A 20,275-nucleotide genomic window follows, 5' to 3' on the forward strand; every position below is an offset into this window, starting at 1 on the left:
CTGGTTTTTTATAGTTGAGATAATCGATTCAATCACAAACTGACATTCAGGCGCGCCAAGGTGCTTTTCAGCGCCTCGTTTTTCGGGTCCTTGCCTTGCGCCTCGCGCCACAGTTTTTGCGCTTCGGCCTTGTCGCCCTTTTGCCACAGCACTTCGCCCAGGTGGACGGCGATTTCCGGATCGCTGCGCACGGCATAGGCGCGGCGCAGCGCGTTTTCCGCGGCGGCCAGGTTACCCATGCGGAATTGCACCCAGCCCATGCTGTCCATGATGAACGGGTCGCCCGGCGCCATCTGCAAGGCTTTTTCGATCAGCGCATGGGCTTCCTCGAGGCGCAGGCCCCGTTCGGCCAGCGAATAACCGAGCGCGTTGTACGCGTGCTGGTTGTCCGGCGCCAGCGCCATCACGCGGCGCAGGCTGGCCTCCATCCGCTCGAATTTGTCCATGCGCTCGGCCAGCAAAGCGTAGTCGTACAGCAGCTCCGGATTGTCGGGAAAGCGCAGCAAGGCGTTTTCCAGCACCGTGTAGGCGCTTTGCACATAGCCGGCGTCGCGCAGGAATTGCGCGTCGACCAGCAGCACCTGCGCCTGGCTTGCCGGATCATCCGTTTCGATTTCCGTCAGCGCCTTGCGCGCCGCATCGAGATTGCCGCCGCGGGCGATCAGCTGGGCGCGGCGCAAGCGCGCCTCGACATAGCCTGCCGACGCGCTGTTGTCGACCTTGTCCAGCCAGGCGATGGCGCCCGCCGTGTCGCCGCGCGTCTCGGCGATCTGCGACAGTATCATCAGGGCCTTGAACGGATCGCGCGTGTCGCCGGGAGATTTTTCGAGCACGGCCAGGAAGCGCTTGAAGTACTGCTCCGCGCCCTTGGTGTCTTCCAGCTGCAACGCCACGATGCCGAGCGCATACAGGGCGCCCACGTTATCGGGCGCGCTTTTCAGCAGCAGCAGGAACTGCTCGCGCGCCGGTTCCAGCTGCTTCTGTTCGACCAGCAGGCGCGCGTATGCGCCGCGCACTTCGACGGCGTCCGGATTCTTTTGCAGGAAAGCGGCCAGCACCTTGCCCGCCGCCTCGGGTTCGCCCGTCACTTGCGCCAGGGTCAGCACGGCCAGCTCGGAGTTCGGCTTGATCGCCAGCGCCTTGTTCGCTTCGCCGATGGCGCGGTCACGCTCGCCGATCGACAGGGCGCCCTGCGCCAGCACCAGGTGCGCTTCGAACATGTCCAGGTAAGGCTGCACCAAACGCGTCACCATCGAATAGGCATACAGCTTGTCATTCGAGCGCGACAAAATCTGCTGCATCTGGAACAGGGCCACGCCCCGTGCGCCTTGCGGCGCATTGGCCAGGCGTTCGGCGAAAATCGGTTCCGCTTCTTCGATCTTGTCCGTCAACACGACAAAGCCGAGGAAGAACTGCGTCGCCTCGTCCGAGTCGGGCGCCAGCTCGCGCCACAGGCGGATGGCCGCCAGCGCCTCGCTGCCCTGCTTGGCGGCCAGCGCCATTTCGGAAGCGCGGCGTGCCAGGCGCGGATCGCGCGTCTGCTGCGCCGCCACCATCATCGTCACGTACGGTCCCTGCCACTGGCCGCTCTTGAATTCCATCTCGGCCTTGGTCAGCTTGTACAGCAAGTCGCTGCTCAATTCGACCTTCGGCAGCTCGCCGCCGCCGGCCCCCTCCTTGGAGGTGGCGTCCGGCTCCTGCGGCGCGGCGGGCGCGGACGCAAGGGGGCTGGCCGCGGCATCGGCGGGGGCGACAGGCGTCTGTGCCATGGCATGCGTGGCCATCAGGGCGGACAAGGTTACAATGGCGAAAGCGTTTTTCAAAGGCTGATCCTGGCTAAACGGCAAAGTTTGATTCTACGCCCAACGCGGCTATCGCGTACTTCACGTATGTAACGAAATATATGCGTCGTGGCGGCGTAGCCTGCCAGAGCCAGTCCTCGGCCGGCAAGCCGCCTGTTTTTTACCCGGTTTTCAACCATTCGAGCCCTATGCCAGAATTGCCAGAAGTCGAAGTCACACGGCGCGGTGTCGCGCCCCATCTCGAAGGGCGCGCCGTGCGCTCCGTCGTGCTGCGCCGCGACGGCCTGCGCTGGCCCTTTCCTCCTGCCCTGGGCGAACAATTGTCGGGGCAAACCATCGGCCTGACGGGGCGGCGCGGCAAATACCTGCTGATCCACTTCCGCCACGGCACCCTGATCATCCACCTGGGCATGTCCGGCCATTTGCGCGTGCTGCCGACGGGGACGCAGGCGCAAAAGCACGACCATTTCGACCTCATCGTGGAAGACGCGGACGGCGGCAGCCAGGTGCTGCGCATGACGGACCCGCGCCGCTTCGGCGCCGTGCTGTGGCACGACGAGGCCGACGGCCCGCTGGACGGCCACGCGCTGCTGCGCGGGCTGGGCACGGAGCCGCTCGAAGGCGGCTTCACGGGCCAGCTGCTGTTCGAGAAAACGCGCAACAAGGGCACCAACATCAAGCAGGTGCTGATGGCAGGCGACATCGTCGTCGGCGTGGGCAATATCTATTGTTCCGAAAGCCTGTTCCGCGCGGGGATCAACCCGAAGACGCCGGCCCGGCGCATCGGCCTGGCCCGCTACGAGAAACTGGCGCAGGCGATCCGCGACGTGCTGGCCGAAGCCATCGTGCAGGGCGGCAGCACCCTGCGCGACTTCATCGGCGTGAACGGCCAGTCCGGCTACTTCCAGCAGACGTATTTCACGTACAACCGCGCGGGCAAGCCCTGCCGCGTCTGCGGCGCGCCGATCCGGCAAATCGTGCAGGGACAGCGTTCCACGTTTTACTGCGTGAATTGTCAAAAGTAAGCACACTCACAGAGGGAGCCAGATGGTCAGAGACCTGGAACAATACAGCGCATGGCGGCAGGACGTGCAGGCCGCCTTGCAGGCATACCGGCAAGCCGCCAGCGCGGCGGGCCTGGTCGACGGCGCCTCCGCGCTGCGCCTGGCGCGCTGTGGCTCCCGCCTGCTCGATGACCGTTTATCCGTCGCCTTCGTGGCGGAATTCTCGCGCGGCAAATCCGAGCTGATCAACGCCATCTTCTTTGCCGGCTATGGCCAGCGCATCCTGCCCTCGGGCGCGGGCCGCACCACCATGTGCCCCACCGAGCTGCTGTACGACGCGGCCTGGCCGCCATCGATCCGCCTGCTGCCCATCGAGACGCGTGCGCAGAACCTGTCGACCAGCGACTACCGCGAGCTGACCGCCGCCTGGACCGTCCTGCCCCTGAATATCGAAGCGGGCGACGACATGCAGGAAGCCATCCGCCAGGTCAGCCTGACGAAAAAAGTCAGCGTGGAAGAAGCGGCGCGCTACGGCCTGTATGACGCCGGCGATGCGGACGCTCCCGCCATGCTTGACGAGGACGGCCAGGTGGAAATTTCCATGTGGCGCCACGCCATCATCAACTTCCCCCATCCGCTGCTGAAACAGGGCCTGGTCATCCTCGACACGCCGGGCTTGAACGCCATCGGCACGGAGCCGGAACTGACATTGAACCTGATCCCGAATGCGCACGCGGTGCTGTTCATCCTGGCGGCCGACACGGGCGTCACGCGCAGCGACATCGAGGTATGGCGCAACCATATCGGCGCCGGCGCGGGACGCCTGGTGGTGCTCAACAAGATCGACAGCATGTGGGACGAATTGCGCGGCGATGCCGAGGTGGCGCAAGCGATCGAACGCCAGCAGGCCAGCGTGGCGCACCTGTTGACGCTGGACGCCGGCCAGGTGTTCCCCGTCTCGGCGCAAAAGGCCCTGGTGGGCAAGATCAACCACGATGCGGCGCTGCTGGAAAAAAGCCGCCTGCAGGCGCTGGAGACGGCCCTGTTCGAGGAGCTGATCCCCGCGCGCAAGGACATCATCCGGCGCCAGCTGGCATTCGACCTGGACGCCATCGAAGCGGCGCAGCAGGTGCAGGCGGCGGCCCGCGCGCGCGGCATCGCCGAACAGCTGCACGAGCTGCACAGCCTGCGCGGCAAGAACCAGAGCGTGATCGCCCACATGATGCGGCGCATCGACATCGAGAAGAAGGAATTCGACAGCAGCCTGTTCAAGCTGCAGGCGACGCGCGCCGTGTTTACCCGCCTGTCGACGGAGCTGTACACGAGCCTGGGCATGGACATCGTGCGCGACGATATCGACGGCGTGCGCGCGGCCATGCAGCGCAGCCGCTTTTTCACGGGCCTGCGCGAAGCCGTGCGCCAGTATTTCGAGCGCATCGGCCAGAACCTCGACCGCTCGGAACGCAAGACGGCCGAGATCACGGAAATGATGAACGTGATGTACCGCAAATTCGCTTCCGAACATGGCCTGGCGCTGGCCTTGCCGATGCCGTTTTCGCTGGCCCGCTACCGCCAGGAGATCGCCGACATCGAAGCCGTCTACCATAAACAGTTCGGCACGGCGACCCTGCTGACCACCAGCCGCGTCGTGCTGATGGAAAAATTCTTCGACACCATCGCCTCGCGCGTGCGCCGCAGTTTCACCAACGCCAATGACGACGCCAGCGCCTGGCTGAAAGTCATCATGGCGCCGCTCGAAGCGCAGATCGTCGAGTATAAGGAACAGCTGAAACTGCGCTTTGCCTCGATCCAGCGCATCCACGACGCCACGGGCAGCCTGGAACAGAAAATCGCCGGCTTCGAAGCAAGCCTGGCGGCGCTCGAACGCGACAAGGCGCAGCTGGCGCAATTGCTCGCGGCCTTGCGCGCCGCTAGCGCTGGCTGAGCAACATCAGCACCATCCAACAACAGAATACTGGAATCCTGCATGAAACGTCTGCTGCATCCGCTCTCGCCCGCCACGGGCGCGGCACCTTTGGAAGATTACGTCGACCCGACTTTTTCCGCCACCGTCATCGCCTGGCAAAAGCAGCATGGCCGCCACGCGCTGCCTTGGCAAAACACGCGCGACGCCTACCTGATCTGGCTGTCCGAAATCATGCTGCAGCAAACGCAGGTCACCGCCGTGCTCGGCTACTACGCGCGCTTCCTCGAACGCTTTCCCACCCTGCGCGACCTCGCTAGCGCGCCCGTCGAAGACGTAATGGCGCAGTGGAGCGGCCTCGGTTACTACACGCGTGCGCGCAACCTGCACAAGTGCGCGCAGCGCGTGGTGGCCGAATATGACGGCGTCTTCCCCAGCGACCCGCTGCTACTGGCCGACCTGCCCGGCATCGGCCGCTCGACGGCCGCCGCCATCTCCGCGTTTTCCAGCGGCACGCGCGCGGCCATCATGGACGGCAACGTCAAGCGCGTGTTCGCGCGCACCTTCGGCATCGACGCCTATCCCGGCGAAAAACGGGTCGAGGAAGCCATGTGGCGCCGCGCCGAGGCGCTGCTGCCTGAAACAGGTATCGAAGCCTACACGCAGGGCCTGATGGACTTCGGCGCTACCCTGTGCACGCGCAGCAGCCCCGATTGCGGCCGCTGCCCGCTGCAGCCGCGCTGCGTGGCCTACGCCACCGGCCGCACCAAGGATCTGCCGGTACGCAAACCAAAGAAAACCAGCCCCGAAAAACACGCCGTCATGCTGGCCATCATCGACGACGGTCAGGTGCTGCTGGAGCAGCGCCCCGGCTCCGGCATCTGGGGCGGCTTGCTGTCGCTGCCCGAACTCGATGGCCACGTGCTGGCCGATGAAGTCGCACCGCGCGAGATAAGCCAGGAGGCGCTGGCGCGCGCCGTGGCGCCGTTCGGCGAGATCGAGACCCAGGAACGGCTGCTGCCCATCGTGCACGTGTTTACCCACTACAAACTGCACATCGTCCCCTGCCGCATCACCCTGGCGCGCCGCTTGGCGCAGATAGGGGAAGCGAGGCACGTCTGGTATGACGGTGCGAAAATCGCCGACGCGCCGCTGCCCGCACCGATCAAGAAACTGCTGCTGGACCTGTTCGGCGATGCGCGCGCGGCGCAACGCAGCATGTTCTAGTGCGCAGGCTAGTCGTACTGGCGCTGACGGCGCTGTGTCTGCACGGCGTACAGGCGGCGGATGACTTGCCAGAAGTAAGAATTGGCGTGCTCGCGTACAAGGGCGGCGACGCCGTGCAGCAGGACTGGTCTTACGTGACGCGCCACCTGCAGGCCAGCATCCCCGGCATCCGTTTTACATTGGCCGACTACGACCAGGCGGGCCTGACGCGCGCCGTGCAGTCGCAGGCCATCGCCTTTGCCATCACCAGCAGCGGCCACTACGTGGCGCTCGAACACAGCGACGGCGCCAGCCGCATCGCCACCCTGGAATCGCCGTGGACGGACTCGCCGCGCCAGGCCATCGGCTCGGCCATCGTCGTGCGCAGCGCGTCGCCGCTGCACGACCTGGCCGACCTGGCGGGCAAGAACGTGATGGCGGTGGCACCCGACGCGTTTGGCGGCTACCAGATCGCCGCGCGCGAACTGCAGGAAGCGGGCATCGATCCCGCGCACGATTTTTCCAGCCTGCGCTACAGCGGTTTTCCCTCGCAACAGATCGTCGAGGCCGTGCGGGCTGGCCGCATGGATGCCGGCATCGTGCGCACCTGTTTGCTCGAACAGATGGTGGCGCGCGGCGAAGTACGGGCCGAGGAATTGCGCGTCATCACCACGCGTCCGATTCCCGGTTTTCGCTGCGCCAGTTCGTCGCGGCTGTATCCGGACTGGCCCTTCGTGGCCCTGCGCCAGACGCCGCCCCCGCTGGCGAAAAAAGTGGCGCAGGCCCTGCTGGCCATGCCGCGCACCGGCGAAGGCTACAGCTGGACGGTCCCCAGCGATTACCAGATCGTCGATGAGCTGTTCCGCGACCTGCGCATCGGCCCCTATGCCTATTTGAACAAGCTGACGTTCGAGACGGCCCTGCGCCGCTACTGGGGCTGGATGCTGCTGGTGCTGGCCTTGCTGGTGGCCTGGGCCGTGCATACGGTGCGCGTAGAATACCTGGTCAGCCGGCGCACGGAGCAATTGCGCGCCGCCCAGCACCAGCAGCGCGCGCTGGAAGAACAGGCGCGCCAGCGCCAGGCCACGCTCGACCACACGGCGCGCCTGGCGATTCTGGGAGAAATGGCCAGCGCCATCGCGCACGAATTGAATCAGCCGCTGGCGGCCATCGGCAATTTCGCGCGCGGCATGGCGCGCCGCATCGCGGCGGGACGGCTCGACGCGGCGCCCTTGCTCGACGGCGCGCAGGAAATCGCCACGCAAAGCGAGCGCGCAGGCGCCATCATCCGGCACATCCGCGCGATGGCGCAAAAGCGTCCCGCGCACAGCACGGCCTTCGCGCTGGCCGACGCCGTGGAGCAGGCGGTATCGCTGTTCCGCGCGGCCCATCCGCAAGCGAACATCAGCTGGCGTCACGAGGCGGTCAGCGCCGCACCACGCGTGCTGGCCGACCCGCAGCAGGTGCAGCAGGTGCTGCTCAATTTACTGAAAAATGCGCTCGACGCGCAGGTGGAAAACGACCATCCGCAGCACCCGATCGGCGTGCTGCTGCACCGCGAAAACGGCGCCTGCACGGTGGCCGTGCGCGACGCCGGCTGCGGCCTCGATGCGGCGCAGATGGCGCGCCTGTTCGAGCCCTTCTTTACCACCAAGGCCGAAGGCCTGGGACTGGGCATGTCCCTCAGCAAAAGCATCATCGAGTCGTTCGGCGGCAGCCTGTCGGCCCACGCCAACGCCGATGCGCCAGGCTTGACGGTCTGGTTCCGCCTGCCCGAAGATACGCATATGGAAGCAGATAAGGAAACACCATGAATGAAAGCGATGCGATCATCTTTGTCGTCGACGACGACGCCGCCATGCGCCGCTCGCTGGCCTATCTGTTCGATTCGGCCGGCTGGCAAGTGCAGACGTTCGAATCGGCGCGCGATTTCCTGCAGCGCTACGAGGGCCATGTGCCGGGCTGCCTGCTGCTCGACGTGCGCATGCCGCTGATGAGCGGACTGGAACTGCAGCAGGAGTTGAATAACAGGACCGGACACGCCATATCGCTGCCCGTGATTTTCCTCAGCGGCCACGGCGACCTGGCCATGGCCGTGCAGACGATGAAGGCGGGCGCCTGCGATTTTCTGGAAAAGCCGTGCAAGGACCAGGTATTGCTGGACGCCGTCTCGCGTGCCGTGGCCCGCAGCGTGGAAGAAAGCCGCAGCGCCGCCTGCGCGAATACGGCGCAAACGGCGCTGGCGAGGCTCACCGCGCGCGAGCGCGAAGTGGCGCTGCTCATGGCCGAAGGCAAGGCCTCGAAAGTCATCGCCCGCGAACTCGGTATCAGCGACAAGACGGTGCAGGTGCACCGCCATAACACGATGGAAAAACTGGGCCTGCATTCAGCAGCCGAGGTGGCCCGGCTGCTGATGGCGGGCGGGCAAATCTAGGCCCGCACGATGCGGGCGGGAAGCCCTTGCCGCACCGACGTGCCCGAGACGGGATCGACGAACACGTTCTTGTCGCCGCGGCTTGGGTCCGTCAATCCCAGGTCGTTCAGGTTGATGCCCGCGCCGATGGCCGGTTCATCAGGCTGGCGCAGCTTGCCGATGCGGTGGGGCCGCGCGCCGTGCTCCTTGTGGCCGAAACCGTGTTCGACGGCGATCACGCCGCGCTGCACGCCGTGGCGCAGCATCACCGTGGCCCTGGCCTTGCCGCCCGGCGTCTCCACATAAATCTGGTCGCCATTTTCCAGCTTCAGGCGCGCCGCATCGTCGGGATGCACGGCGACCGGGTTGTCCGGATGGATGCCGCGCAAGCGCCGCGCGCCGATGCTGTACGAGTTCTGCAGCGCAGATTTAAAACTGATCAACTCAAACGGCCATTCGCTGGCCGGATAAGCCTTGCGCACGGGCGTGCCGTCGGCAAACGCCGCCACCCTCCACGCGGGCGTGCCGGGGAAACGCTTGCCGCTCAGGCTATTCTTGCTCACGCCCAGCCCTTCGTTGTACAGCATCATCGGTTTCAGGTAGCGGTGCGTGGACCAGTCCTGCGGGTACGGCGTCTCGTCGACGACCGGTGCGGCAGCCGCCGGTGCCTTGGCATTCGCTGGCGGCGGCAGGCGCAGGCCGAACATCTCGCCATAACTCTGGTAGCGCCCTCCCCGCGCCAGCATGAAGGCCACCTTGCGCCATTCTTCCGGCTTCAGGGTGCGCTCCAGTTCGGGGCGGATGCGCGCCACGCCGGACAGCGCGATATCGTCGTCGCTCGCCTCAGGCACGGCCGTCTTGCCTTGCCAGGCGATGTTGGCGCCGCCGCGCAGATACCAGTCTTCCGCGCGCTGCAGGGGGAAGCGCTGGCCCTCCATGTCCTGCAGGGCTTCCGGGCCGAAGCCGGGCAAGGCCATCGTTTTGGCCAGCGCGATGAAGAACGATTCCATGCAGATGCTCTGGCCGTCCGGCGTCTTTTGCACGCGCGGTTCGACCACGGGCCAGCGCGCCGTGCTCATTTTGACGGGCATGCCGCCCCAGGCGCCGGCCCAGCCCCAGCTTTCATACAGCAAGGTATCGGGCAGCAGGTAGTCGGCAAACGCCGAGCTTTCATTGATGAAGGGATCGATGGCGACGATCAGGGGAATCTTCTTCGGATCGGCCAGCTCCTTGCCGATCTGCGCGCGCAAGCCCGTGATGCCGTAGACGGGATTGCAGCTCCACAGGATCAGCGCCTTCAAGGTGTACGGATAGCCGTTCATGGCGCTGGTGAGCCATTCGGTGGCCAGCGCGGGCGCGTTCGGATACCACGGCGCCCTGGCCGGATACGCCTTGCCCGCTTCCTTCTTCAGCTTGAATTCCGAGGTTTTTTCATACGGCACGTTGCGCCCGATCGGCATGCCGGCCGCCTTGATCTCGCCGTCGAAACTTTCGAGGTTGTAGCGCGGGCCGGGGCCCGCATCCTTGAAGCTGCCGCCGTTGACGAGGGTGCCGCCCTTGCGGTTCAAGTTGCCGATCAGGGTATTGAGCATGACCAGCGCATACGCGTTATAAAAGCCGGCGCCCGACATCATGCCGCCGTGCGCATTGACGGCGGCGCGCTTGCCATGGCTGGTCAATTCCTGCGCCAGGCCTTCGATGATGTCAAGCGGGATGCCGCAGGCGCTGGAATAGTCCTCCATGCTGTGGCGCTGCGCTTCTTCGTTCAGCATCGTCATGGCCGTCTTCAGATGCAGCGGCGCGCCAGCCACGTCCAGCGGGCCGTCGAAGAACAGGCGCGCTTCGCCCTTGGCGGCATTGTGCGGCACGATCGCTTGCGTGGCCGCGTCGATCACGCAGAACGCGTCGCCATCCTTGTAGCGCTCCTCTTCCGCCAGTTCCACCGCGCCGATGTCCGACGCGCGCAGATAGCGGCCGTCGCGCGGATGGCCTTTTTCGCTGATGATCAGATGCGTGGCGTTGCACCAGGCGGCTTCGCCCGCCGCTTCCGCCACCTTCAGGTTCGGCTGCACGAGGAAGTTGCGGTCATAGCGTTCGTGCTCGATGATCCAGCGGATCATCGCCATGGCCAGCGCGCCATCCGTGCCCGGCTTGATCGGCACCCAGCGGCTGCGGTCGCCCGCGGCCAGGCTGTCCGCATTCGTCAGCACGGGGTCGACGACGACGTAGCTGAAGTCGCGCTTGCCCGAACGGGCTTTCGCGATCAAGGTGCCCTGGCGCTTGAACGGGTTGCCCGCATTGCCGGGCGCCGTGCCGACGAAGATGCAGAACTCCGTGTTTTCCAAGTCCACTTTCGCATGCGGCATTTTCTTCATGTCGCCGAACATGGCGCCCGAGCCGCTGCGGTAGGCGCCGCCGCAATACGAGCCGTGGTTGACCAGGTTCAGACTGCCGTACGATTGCTTGAAAAAACGCGTGCCGAACGCCAGGCGGCCATCGTCGGTGCTGCACATCAGGCCCACCTGATTGACTTGCGGACCCAGTTCCGGCTGCGCCGGATCGATCGGTTTTTCCAGCTCGCGCAAGGCGCGCAAGCCCTGCACGTGGCCTTCGCCAAACAGGTCGCCGCCTTCCGTCACTTCCTTGACCAACTGGTCGAAGGCGATCGGCTCCCACTGGCCGCCGCCGCGCGGTCCCACGCGCTTCATGGGCGCCAGCACGCGGAAAGGCGACTCCATCTGTTCCAGCACGCCGTTGCCGCGGCCGCAAGCGGTGGAACGTCCCTTCAAGCCCTTTTCCTCGAAACGCGACAGGGAAATGAAGCTGTCGCGTATCGGGGTCTGGTACGGCAGCGCCGGATCGGCCGACAGGGGGCTGTACGGATTGCCGGCCACGCGCAGCACCTTGCCGCTTTTTTTATCCAGGCGCACGCGCACGCCGCAAAACGTGGTGCAGCCCATGCACATGGTGTAGCTGACCTGCTGGTCGGGATTGACCGTCAGTTTGCCCGTGGCCGTGTCGACGGAAAACTCGGGCGCCAGCGAATTGCCGTGCAAGCGCTGTACGGGTTTGTCCTTGCCCAGCGCGTGGTCGACCATGCGGCCGGCCGTGGTGGAAAAGCTGGCGGCAAAGGCGGCCAGCCCGCCGCCGATGGCGCCGTAGCGCAGCAGCTTGCGGCGTTTTTCTTTTTCGTCTTCAGGGACGTCGTTGCGGTCGTCGTTGTGTATTTGATCGTTCATTGTTGACTCCTCAGTGCGTGGCCATGGCGGGACGGCTGCGTGCAGCGACGACGCGTCCAGCCCATGGCAAAAATTCCAGCATCAGCAACAGCAGCGCGATCCACAGGCCGGCCGTGCCGATAATCCCCATCAAGCCGTCGTTCCCCATCGGCAGGTGGTAGTCGTACAGGCCCGCGCCCGTCTTCGGGATGTTCTGCCCGCCGATGAAAATCGTCCAGCGCATCATCCAGGCGCTGTGCAGCGCGATCAGGCCGTTGACCAGGCCACTCGTGGCGGGACGCCAGATGGCCAGGGCCATCGGCACGATCGACGACAGCACGGCCCAGACTGCCGTGAACTGCCATTGCGGCATGCCCGCCACCTGGGTAAAGGCCATGCTGTGGCTGGCGCTTACGCCGGACAGGCTGACGAACAGCCAGCCGCCGCCCAATGCCAGCACCAGCGCCAGCGACAGGGCCAGCGCGCGGTTCAAGGACACTTCCAGCGCCATGTCGCGGCCCGGCAGGAAACGGTTGAACAGCAGCGCCAGGCCCACCGCCCCGACAAAGGCCGTGGCGGCAAATTGCGCCGGCAGGAACGGCGTGAACCACAGTGGACGGGCGCGCACCACCATTACTTCCATGCCCGTGTACAGCCCCACCACGAAGGCGGCGAGCAGGGTGAAGGCGGCGGCGGTGATGATGGCCTGGCGCGATGCGGCGCCTCCACGTCCCAGCAGCCGATAGGCAAAGGCCAGGCGGTCCCGACCCTTCCCCCGCGTGGCGAAGTCCCCGCGCAGCGCCAGCCACGCGTACAGCATCAGACAGCCCAGATACAGGGGAATGAAGAACGAACCCCACGACATCCACGACTGCGGCTGGAAGTAAATGTAGAAATGGTAGAAGCGGCCCGGCCCGTGCAAGTCGGCCAGCAGCGCCACGGGCGCCGTCATGCCGCAGACGAGGGACGCCAGCAGCGCGATGCGCCCCAGGCGTTCATACGCCTTGCGGCCGAAGACGAAGTACGGCAAGGTCAGCATGAAGCTGCCGTAACTGAGGCCGATGAGGAAAAAATACTGCACCGCCCACGGCAGCCATGCCGCTTCGCGCGTGACGTTGAGAATTTCGGTGATGTGGCTGTCCATGGTTTATTTCCCGTGTTTGCTCGGTTGCCAAAGTGTCGCTTCGCCTTCGACGTGGCCGGCGAAGCGCGTGTCCAGTCCCAGGTAAAACACGTGGGGCTGGGTACCCTGTTCAGGCTTGAGCACCTTCACCTTGTTCTCGCTGAGCAGCTGATGCACCATGCTGTCCGGATCATTCAGGTCGCCGAAGATGCGCGCGCCGCCCACGCAGGTTTCCACGCAGGCCGGCAGCAGGCCTTCATCGACCCTGTGCGCGCAGAACGTGCACTTGTCGGCCTTGCCCGTCTCGTGGTTGATGAAGCGCGCATCGTAGGGGCAGGCCTGCACGCAGTAGGCGCAGCCCACGCAACGGTCGCCGTCGACGACGACGACGCCATCCTTGCGCTGGAAGGTGGCGCCCACGGGACAGACGGGGATGCAGGGAGGATTGGCGCAGTGATTGCACAGGCGCGGCAGCATGTAAGTGCCGCAGCGGTTCTCTTCCTTGACTTCATAGGTCGAGACGACGGTGCGAAAGCTGTTTTCCGGCACGGCGTTTTCCATGATGCAGGAGACCGTGCACGCCTGGCAGCCGATGCATTTCTGCACATCGACCACCATCGCCCAGCGCTGGCCGCCTTCGCCCCTGGTGGCGGCCTTGCCTGGCAGCGGCGCGATGGCCGCCCCGATGGTAACGGCGGGCAAGGCGCGCAAGAAACTGCGGCGCGATTCGATCATGACACTCTCCTTGACGATGGGCGGCAAGCCCTTGTTGACTTGCTGCCATGATAGAAAAGAAGTTGCCGTACGGATATTGGGGTGATCGTGCGGGGGCCTAGATGATCATGCCGATTGACAGGACCGACAATGCGGAGTAGGTCGGATTAGCGGAGCCGCCGAGGCGCGCCAGCGCGTAATCCGACAACATTGTTGGCATGAAGTGTCGTGGTATAGCGCAGACATGTCGGATTACGCTACGCTAATCCGACCTACGTCGGATTCCCCATGGCCGTTTGCATCGGTAGGTCGGGTTAGCCGGCACGGCGTAACCCGACACGCAGCGTCGCGCGGGCAGGTCAGTGCCCGCAGTGACCGTTACAGCTCGTCGAGCGAATACAGCCGGCGGTGCTCGCGGATCGCGTAGCGGTCCGTCATGCCGGCGATATAGTCGGCGATCTTGCGCGCCTGCTTTGTCACATCATCGCCGCTGACCTGATAATCGGGCGGCAGCAGGGCCGGTTCGGCCATGAAGCTGTCGTACAGTTCCCGCACGATGCGGCTCGCTTTGACCCGCATGCGGTTGACCTGGTAGTGGCGGTACAGGTTCGCGCGCAGGAAGCGCTTGAGCTCCGTCGCGTCCGTACGCATGGCGTCCGAAAAACGGATCAGCGGTGGACTGGCGCGCACTTCGCTGACGTCGCGGGGAGCGGCGTCCGCAATCAGGGCCGTCGACGTGACGATCAGATCGTCGGCCAGGGCCGTGATCAGGCGGCGCAGGGTTTCGTAGATGGCGCGCCGGCCCGACAGGCCGGGAAACGCCTGCTGCACGTCGCGCCACAGGCGGCCGAAGAATTCCACCTCTTCCAGCTGCGCGATGGTGATCAGGCCCGAACGCAGGCCGTCGTCGATATCGTGGCTGTTGTAGGCGATTTCATCGGCCAGGTTGGTCAGCTGCGCTTCCAAGGTCGGTTGCGTGCGGTCGATGAAGCGCTGGGCCACCGGCCCCAGCTCGCGCGCATGCGCGAGCGAGCAGTGTTTTAATATGCCTTCGCGCGTCTCGAACATCAGGTTCAGGCCATCAAAGGCACCGTAATGCTCTTCCAGGGTGTCGACCACGCGCAGGCTTTGCAGGTTGTGCTCAAAGCCGCCGTGCTCCCGCATGCACTCGTTGAGCACGTCCTGGCCCACGTGGCCGAACGGCGTGTGGCCCAGGTCATGCGCGAGCGCGATGGCTTCGACCAGGTCTTCGTTCAGGCGCAGGTTGCGCGCGATGGAGCGGCCCACCTGTGCCACTTCCAGGCTGTGCGTCAGGCGCGTGCGGAACAGGTCTCCCTCGTGATTGAGGAAAACCTGGGTCTTGTATTCAAGGCGGCGGAAGGCCGAGGAATGGATGATGCGGTCGCGGTCGCGCTGGAACTGGCTGCGCGAGGCGTGCGCCGCCTCGGCAAAGCGACGTCCCTGCCCCTGTGCCGAATGGGCGGCATAGGGGGCTAGCCATCCTTGGGCGAGGACGTCTTCCGGCGTCATGGCTATTGCACCCCGGCGGCCAGGGTGGCCAGCACCAGTTCGTGCGGCGCGGACGTGATGCACGGGCTGCCCAAGGGTTTCAACAGGATGAACTTGATGGCGCCGCCCTCGTTCTTCTTATCCACTTCCATCAGTTCCAGCCAGCGCTCGACACCGAGGTCCGGCGCCTTGACGGGCAGGCCGGCGGCGGCGACGAGCTTGCGCACGCGCTCGACGGCCGCCTGGTCGATATAGCCCATGCGGCACGACAGGTCGGCCGCCATCACCATGCCGCAGCCGACGGCTTCGCCGTGCAGCCAGTGGCCGTAGCCCAGGCCCGCCTCGATGGCGTGGCCGAAGGTGTGGCCGAAGTTCAGGATGGCGCGCAAGCCGCCTTCGCGCTCGTCCTGACGCACGACGTCGGCCTTGATTTCGCACGAGCGGGCGATCGCATAGGCGAGCGCACCCTTGTCGCGCGCCATCAGCTTGTCCATGTTCGCTTCGATCCAGTCGAAAAACGCGGCATCGATGATGGCGCCATGCTTGATCACTTCGGCCAGGCCGGCCGACAGCTCGCGCGCCGGCAGGGTTTCCAGTGTCGAGGTGTCGGCGATCACGGCGCGCGGCTGGTAGAAGGCGCCGATCATGTTCTTGCCCAGCGGGTGGTTGATGCCCGTCTTGCCGCCGACGGAAGAATCGACCTGCGCCAGCAAGGTGGTCGGCACCTGCACGAAGCCGATGCCGCGCATGTAGCTGGCGGCCGCATAGCCGGTCAGGTCGCCGATCACGCCGCCGCCCAGCGCCACCAGCGTGGTCTTGCGGTCGCATTTATTGGCCAGCAGCGCGTCGAATATCTGCATCAGGCTGGCCCAGTTTTTATATTCTTCGCCGTCCGGCAGGACGATGCAGATCACTTCGCGGCCATCGCTGGCCAGCGCTGCCTGCAGGCGGCCCAGGTACAGCGGCGCGACGGTGGTATTGGTGACGATGGCCACCTTGTGGCCGCTGATATGGCGCAGCAGCGCATCGGCGTCGGCCAGCAGGCCGGGACCGATGGCGATCGGATAACTGCGTTCGTCGAGGTCTACGCTCAACAACATTTTGGATTGCTCGTTCATCGAAGGCTCTGCATGAATGACGCAGTTGGGCGAGGCCTCGCATTCGAGGCTGGCCAGCTGCATCAGGATGGTCTGAACCATCGATTGTACGTTAGGACGGCCCGTGTCGATCACAATGTCGGCCACTTCCATGTAATGGGGTTCGCGTTGCGCTGTCAATTCTTCCAGCTTCTTGCGCGGGTCGGCCGTCTGCAGCAGGGGGCGGTTCTTGTCGTGGCTGGTGCGCGCGAGGATGTTGCTGACGCTGGCGCGCAGGTAGACGACCGTACCCCGTTCCTTCAGGTAGGCGCGGCTGTCTGCATTGAGGATGGCCCCGCCGCCCGTGGCCATGACGATCCCTTCCTGGGCGCTGAGGTCGCGGATGACCTCGGCCTCGCGCCGGCGAAAGCTCGCTTCTCCCTCGATCTCGAAGATCCACGGGATGGTCGCCCCCGTGCGTGCCTCGATTTCGTGGTCGGAATCGACAAAGCGCAAGCCCAGCTTGCGGGCCAGGATGCGCCCGATCGTGGTTTTGCCTGCGCCCATGAGGCCTACTAAAAACAGATTTTGCATGTGCTGCGACAGTTATTTTGAATCACTACAAACATTCGCCTGCCCGTACGGACTATTCACGCCCGGCGGAGACACATCCTGGCGGTTAAAGTCCGAGAACAGTCCCGGAAGCAAAGTGTAACCGACATAAGTTGCCTCCGTCCCGGAACTGTTGCCACGAATCGTCAATTCGACATTGAGCCAGTTGGCCCTGTCGCGCGGATAAGTCAGCGTCACGGTGGTGGTGCCGCTACTGTCGGTCTTGCCTCCGGTGGACAGATTGAGCGGGATGCCAGGATCGAGGAAGCCGTTTTTATTCTCATCTTCGTTAGCGTCGAGCATGCCGTTACGATTCTGGTCCTCATTCTTGCATTCCACTTGCTGCGCCACGATCCAGCTGATTGCCGACGCGGAATACTGCAGATAGCCTTTGTAATAAAACTTGGGCCAGGCCGCAGCCGTGATGATCACGTCAGGGACGGGATTGCCCGCAGCGTCCGTCACAAACACGGTATAGGTCTTGCGATAGGTGCTGCTGTCCGTACCATCGAGCACGTTTCCGCTGCCGGCGCTGATGAACAGCGATTTCTTCGTGACCGTCAGCTTGGCCGTGGCGCTGCTCGTCGATACGCCCTGCAATTGCGCCTGGACGATCACGCCGTCGACGCCGGTACTGGCCTGGCCGGCAATATAGCTGACCGTGGCCATGCCGTCGCTATCGGTATTGACCACCGACGGCGAGCTCAAGGAACCACCGCTGGCATCGCTCAGAATGGTAAAGCCGACCTGGGCATTCTTGACGAGGTTGTTTTCCGCCGTGCCATCACGCACGACGGCGCGAAGGGAGCTGCGCTGGGAGGTGCTGCCTGCCGTATTGGCGCCGATCACCGCAGGGTCGGCCTGCAAGGTGATGGTTGCCTGTGGCGTGAGCGGAGCGACGAATTCCACGTCGGCCTGCACCGACACGCCCGTGCCCTCGTTCCTGGCAGTCAGCGACGTGCGGCCCGCGCCGGCAGCCTGCACGTAGGCGATGGCATTGCCGCCAACGAGCGGCAGCGGCGCCAGCAACGGCGTGGCGCAGCCGGCATCCTGGTAAATTGCGCCGCGGGAAGTGCTGAAACGGACATTGCCCGTTTGCGGCGTACCGGCCACATCGCTGTGTACGCTGATCGCGTAGCAGGTTCGCGTTGCCAGTGTTGTCAGCGCTACATTGGCACCGGTGACTGCGTTGATCGTGAAATTGGCCGCATTGATCGCCACGGGCATGGCAAGGCTGTCGCCCTGGGCCTTGATGGTGATCGTATCGCTGGTACCGGATTGAGCGTTGTAACTCAAGACCAGCTGCCCATTATTGTCCGTCAATGCCGGGCTGGCGCCGCCGCCCTTGACCGTCAGCGGATTGATCTGCGCACTGAAGGTGACCGGCTTGCCCACCAGCGCATTGCCGCTGGAGTCGACCAGCTTGACCACCATGTCGGTATTCGTTTTCAGGTTGGTCGACGAAAATGCATTGGCGGCCAGTTTCGTGCCAGTGACACTGATCTCGGTATTGGCCGTCTGCGCACCGGCACTGGCGCTGACCTTGATCGTGCGCAGGCTAGCGTCGCCGCCCGTGTTGAGGCTGACGATAGCCTGCCCTTGCGCATTGGTACTGACCACCGTTGCGCCCAGCGCACCCGAATCTGCTTTGAAGGTGACGTTGGCATTAGGCACTATCGCATTATTGGCGTCCTTGACAAAGGCGATGACATTGACCGCGGTACCGCCCGACGAAGCCAGGGTGCCACTGGAAGAAGTCAGCAACAGAGTCGCGATACCGGACGTGACCGGCACTACCTTGACGACGACCGGAGCGGACGTGATACCGCCGCTGCTGGCACTGATCGTGATATCGCGCAAGGTCGCGTCGCCTTTCACGCTGAGCTTTTCAACCACGGTGCCGTTGGCATCCGTGACGCGCGTCGTGTTGCTGATCGTGCCCGAACTGGCCGTGAAGGCAACCGTCTGGCCACTCAGGGCGTTATTGCTTGCATTTTTCACAATTGCCGTCAGCGTGACTTCCGTGCCGTCGGCGCCCGAGGCAACAATCGTCGTGGCGCTGGCCACGAGCGAGATGCTGGCAACGCCGCTGCTCGCGCCGCCAGGCGTACCCAGGGTCGGATCACCGCCGCCGCCGCCGCAGGCGGCCAGCAGGAAGCCCAGCGCCAGCAAGACCAGCCAATTCGATACCCTACTCCAAGAAGTATTGCCAAAAGAAAAATTCCGCATAGTCGCCATCAGTCCGCTTTCGTTTGCATTGTTACTTAAACGTAAAGATGTGACATTAACGTGTTGCTGGCCGATCTGCCACTATTTTCGGCGTAATAAACACCATCAGTTCCGTTTTTTCTTGACTGCGGCCCGTGCTGCGGAAAAAAACACCAAACACGGGGATGTCGCCCAGCAGCGGCACCTTGCTGTCCGTGCCCCGTTCCGATTGCTGATAAATACCGCCCAGCACCACGGTTCCGCCGTCTTCCACCATCACTTGGGTGCGCACGTGCTTGGTGTCGATGGCGAAACCGGAGCGGGTTTCCTGGCCCACACTGTCCTTGTTGACGTCCACTTCCAGCACCACGTTGCCGTCGGGCGTGATTTGCGGCGTCACTTCCAGACGCAGGTTCGCCTTGCGAAACGTGATCGACGTGGCGCCGCTGCTGGTGGCCACCTGGTACGGCAGTTCGATGCCCTGCTCGATCAGCGCCAGCACCTTGTCGGCCGTCACCACGCGGGGGCTGGAAATGATCTTGCCCCTGCCGTCCGCTTCCAGCGCGGACAACTCCAGGTTCAGAAAGCGGTTGGCGGCCGCCGAAAACAGGCTCAGGGCGAAGCTGGCCGGCTGCAAGCCGTTGATGCTGGCGGCCGGCAAGTTGACGAATTGCGTGTTCGGCACGAAGGCGCCGCTGCCCGCCACCGTTTGCCCCGTCGCCTCGCCCACGCCCTGATACGTGCCGCCGATGGCCGCGCGGCGTCCGCTGCCACCCAGCGAAAAACCGGGCACCTGCCCCGCCGCCAGGCGCTGGTCCGTAAAACCGAGGCGCGCCCCCAGGTTGCGGCTGAAGCTGTCGTTCGCCTCGACGATGCGCGCCTCGATCATGACTTGTCGGGTTGGAATATCCGTCTTGTCGATCAGTTGCCGGATCTGTTCCAGGCGCGCCGGCACGTCGGTGACGAACAGCTGATTCGTGCGCGGCTCGATCAGCACGCTGCCACGGCGCGACAGCAGCCGGCTGCGCCCTTCCCCCGCGTCCAGGCCGAACACGGCGCGGAACGCTTCAGCCTTCTGGTAATTGAGCTGGAAGATGTTTGATTGCAAGGGTTCAAGTTCCGCGATCTGCGCGCGCGTTTCGAGCTCCAGTTTTTCGCGCGCGAGGATTTCTTCACGCGGCGCGATCCACAGCACGCTGCCATTGCGCCGCATGTCCAGGCCCTTGGCCTGCAGCAGCACGTCGAGCGCCTGGTCCCACGGCAAGTCGCGCAGGCGCAGGGTTACATTGCCCGCCACGCTGTCGCTGGCGATGATGTTTTGTCCGGACGCATCGGCCAAGATGTGCAAGGCCGCGCGCACGCCCACGTTCTGGAAATCGACGGAGATTTTATCGCCCGCATACAGACGCGGCGCCGTCACCTGCACCACCGCCTCCTGGGCAAGGACACCGGCATGCAGACACAGC

12 protein-coding genes and 1 pseudogene are annotated in these 20,275 nt (G+C 64.5%); 5 read left to right on the forward strand and 8 right to left on the reverse strand.

All coding sequences use genetic code 11. The features are described from left to right. Positions 1-32: 32 nt before the first annotated feature. Positions 33-1,823 (reverse strand): tetratricopeptide repeat protein, encoded by a 1,791-nt coding sequence (locus CSQ95_RS09355; protein WP_099409283.1) that lies wholly within the window; start codon positions 1,821-1,823, stop codon positions 33-35. A 167-nt stretch (positions 1,824-1,990) separates the two neighbouring features. Between CSQ95_RS09355 and mutM the strand changes: the two genes are divergently transcribed. Genes mutM through CSQ95_RS09380 form a run of 5 tightly spaced genes read left to right on the forward strand, consistent with a single transcriptional unit; the run spans position 1,991 to position 8,370 of the window. After that, positions 1,991-2,827 carry a bifunctional DNA-formamidopyrimidine glycosylase/DNA-(apurinic or apyrimidinic site) lyase gene (gene mutM, locus CSQ95_RS09360; protein WP_099409284.1) on the forward strand — a complete coding sequence of 279 codons (837 nt, stop codon included), beginning with the start codon at positions 1,991-1,993 and terminating at the stop codon, positions 2,825-2,827. Positions 2,828-2,849: 22 nt separating this feature from the next. After that, positions 2,850-4,751 carry a dynamin family protein gene (locus CSQ95_RS09365; protein ID WP_099409285.1) on the forward strand — a complete coding sequence of 634 codons (1,902 nt, stop codon included), beginning with the start codon at positions 2,850-2,852 and terminating at the stop codon, positions 4,749-4,751. A gap of 42 nt (positions 4,752-4,793) precedes the next feature. After that, a complete protein-coding gene (mutY, locus tag CSQ95_RS09370) occupies positions 4,794-5,957 on the forward strand; it encodes an A/G-specific adenine glycosylase (protein WP_099409286.1) in 1,164 nt (387 codons plus the stop codon). Next, complete coding sequence (locus CSQ95_RS09375) at positions 5,957-7,750, forward strand: sensor histidine kinase (protein ID WP_099409287.1); 1,794 nt, start codon at positions 5,957-5,959, stop codon at positions 7,748-7,750. Before mutY ends, CSQ95_RS09375 begins: the two co-directional genes overlap by 1 nt. Continuing rightward, positions 7,747-8,370: a response regulator transcription factor gene (locus CSQ95_RS09380; RefSeq protein ID WP_099409288.1), complete on the forward strand. Its 624-nt coding sequence runs from the start codon at positions 7,747-7,749 to the stop codon at positions 8,368-8,370. The genes CSQ95_RS09375 and CSQ95_RS09380 overlap by 4 nt, the downstream gene beginning before the upstream one ends. Here CSQ95_RS09380 and CSQ95_RS09385 read toward each other — a convergent pair. From CSQ95_RS09385 to CSQ95_RS09415, 7 genes and pseudogenes are all read right to left on the reverse strand, one after another. Further along, complete coding sequence (locus CSQ95_RS09385) at positions 8,367-11,588, reverse strand: molybdopterin dinucleotide binding domain-containing protein (protein ID WP_099409289.1); 3,222 nt, start codon at positions 11,586-11,588, stop codon at positions 8,367-8,369. The genes CSQ95_RS09380 and CSQ95_RS09385 overlap by 4 nt on opposite strands. Before the next feature lie 10 nt (positions 11,589-11,598). Next, positions 11,599-12,711 (reverse strand): NrfD/PsrC family molybdoenzyme membrane anchor subunit, encoded by a 1,113-nt coding sequence (nrfD, locus tag CSQ95_RS09390; RefSeq protein ID WP_099409290.1) that lies wholly within the window; start codon positions 12,709-12,711, stop codon positions 11,599-11,601. A gap of 3 nt (positions 12,712-12,714) precedes the next feature. Continuing rightward, on the reverse strand, positions 12,715-13,425 hold the full coding sequence (dsrO, locus tag CSQ95_RS09395) for a sulfate reduction electron transfer complex DsrMKJOP subunit DsrO (RefSeq protein ID WP_070221683.1): 711 nt from the start codon (positions 13,423-13,425) through the stop codon (positions 12,715-12,717). Positions 13,426-13,782: 357 nt separating this feature from the next. Continuing rightward, a complete protein-coding gene (locus CSQ95_RS09400; protein WP_099409291.1) occupies positions 13,783-14,934 on the reverse strand; it encodes a deoxyguanosinetriphosphate triphosphohydrolase in 1,152 nt (383 codons plus the stop codon). A gap of 2 nt (positions 14,935-14,936) precedes the next feature. Further along, on the reverse strand, positions 14,937-16,556 hold the full coding sequence (gene aroKB, locus CSQ95_RS09405; RefSeq protein ID WP_070292465.1) for a bifunctional shikimate kinase/3-dehydroquinate synthase AroKB: 1,620 nt from the start codon (positions 16,554-16,556) through the stop codon (positions 14,937-14,939). Positions 16,557-16,595: 39 nt separating this feature from the next. Beyond that, on the reverse strand, positions 16,596-18,773 hold the full coding sequence (locus CSQ95_RS09410; protein ID WP_257218000.1) for an Ig-like domain-containing protein: 2,178 nt from the start codon (positions 18,771-18,773) through the stop codon (positions 16,596-16,598). A gap of 112 nt (positions 18,774-18,885) precedes the next feature. After that, positions 18,886-20,211, reverse strand: a pseudogene (locus CSQ95_RS09415) (type IV pilus secretin PilQ); the annotation flags it as partial. Positions 20,212-20,275: the final 64 nt, after the last annotated feature.

This window comes from Janthinobacterium sp. BJB304, assembly GCF_002735765.1.
GTDB lineage: Bacteria > Pseudomonadota > Gammaproteobacteria > Burkholderiales > Burkholderiaceae_D > Janthinobacterium.

Excerpts from the sequence above, each read along its gene's own strand:
- mutM (WP_099409284.1), top strand. The coding sequence starts at position 1,991 with ATGCCAGAATTGCCAGAAGTCGAAGTCACACGGCGCGGTGTCGCGCCC.
- CSQ95_RS09365 (WP_099409285.1), top strand. The coding sequence starts at position 2,850 with ATGGTCAGAGACCTGGAACAATACAGCGCATGGCGGCAGGACGTGCAG.
- mutY (WP_099409286.1), top strand. The coding sequence starts at position 4,794 with ATGAAACGTCTGCTGCATCCGCTCTCGCCCGCCACGGGCGCGGCACCT.
- CSQ95_RS09380 (WP_099409288.1), top strand. The coding sequence starts at position 7,747 with ATGAATGAAAGCGATGCGATCATCTTTGTCGTCGACGACGACGCCGCC.
- CSQ95_RS09385 (WP_099409289.1), bottom strand. The coding sequence starts at position 11,588 with ATGAACGATCAAATACACAACGACGACCGCAACGACGTCCCTGAAGAC.
- nrfD (WP_099409290.1), bottom strand. The coding sequence starts at position 12,711 with ATGGACAGCCACATCACCGAAATTCTCAACGTCACGCGCGAAGCGGCA.
- dsrO (WP_070221683.1), bottom strand. The coding sequence starts at position 13,425 with ATGATCGAATCGCGCCGCAGTTTCTTGCGCGCCTTGCCCGCCGTTACC.
- CSQ95_RS09400 (WP_099409291.1), bottom strand. The coding sequence starts at position 14,934 with ATGACGCCGGAAGACGTCCTCGCCCAAGGATGGCTAGCCCCCTATGCC.
- aroKB (WP_070292465.1), bottom strand. The coding sequence starts at position 16,556 with ATGGGCGCAGGCAAAACCACGATCGGGCGCATCCTGGCCCGCAAGCTG.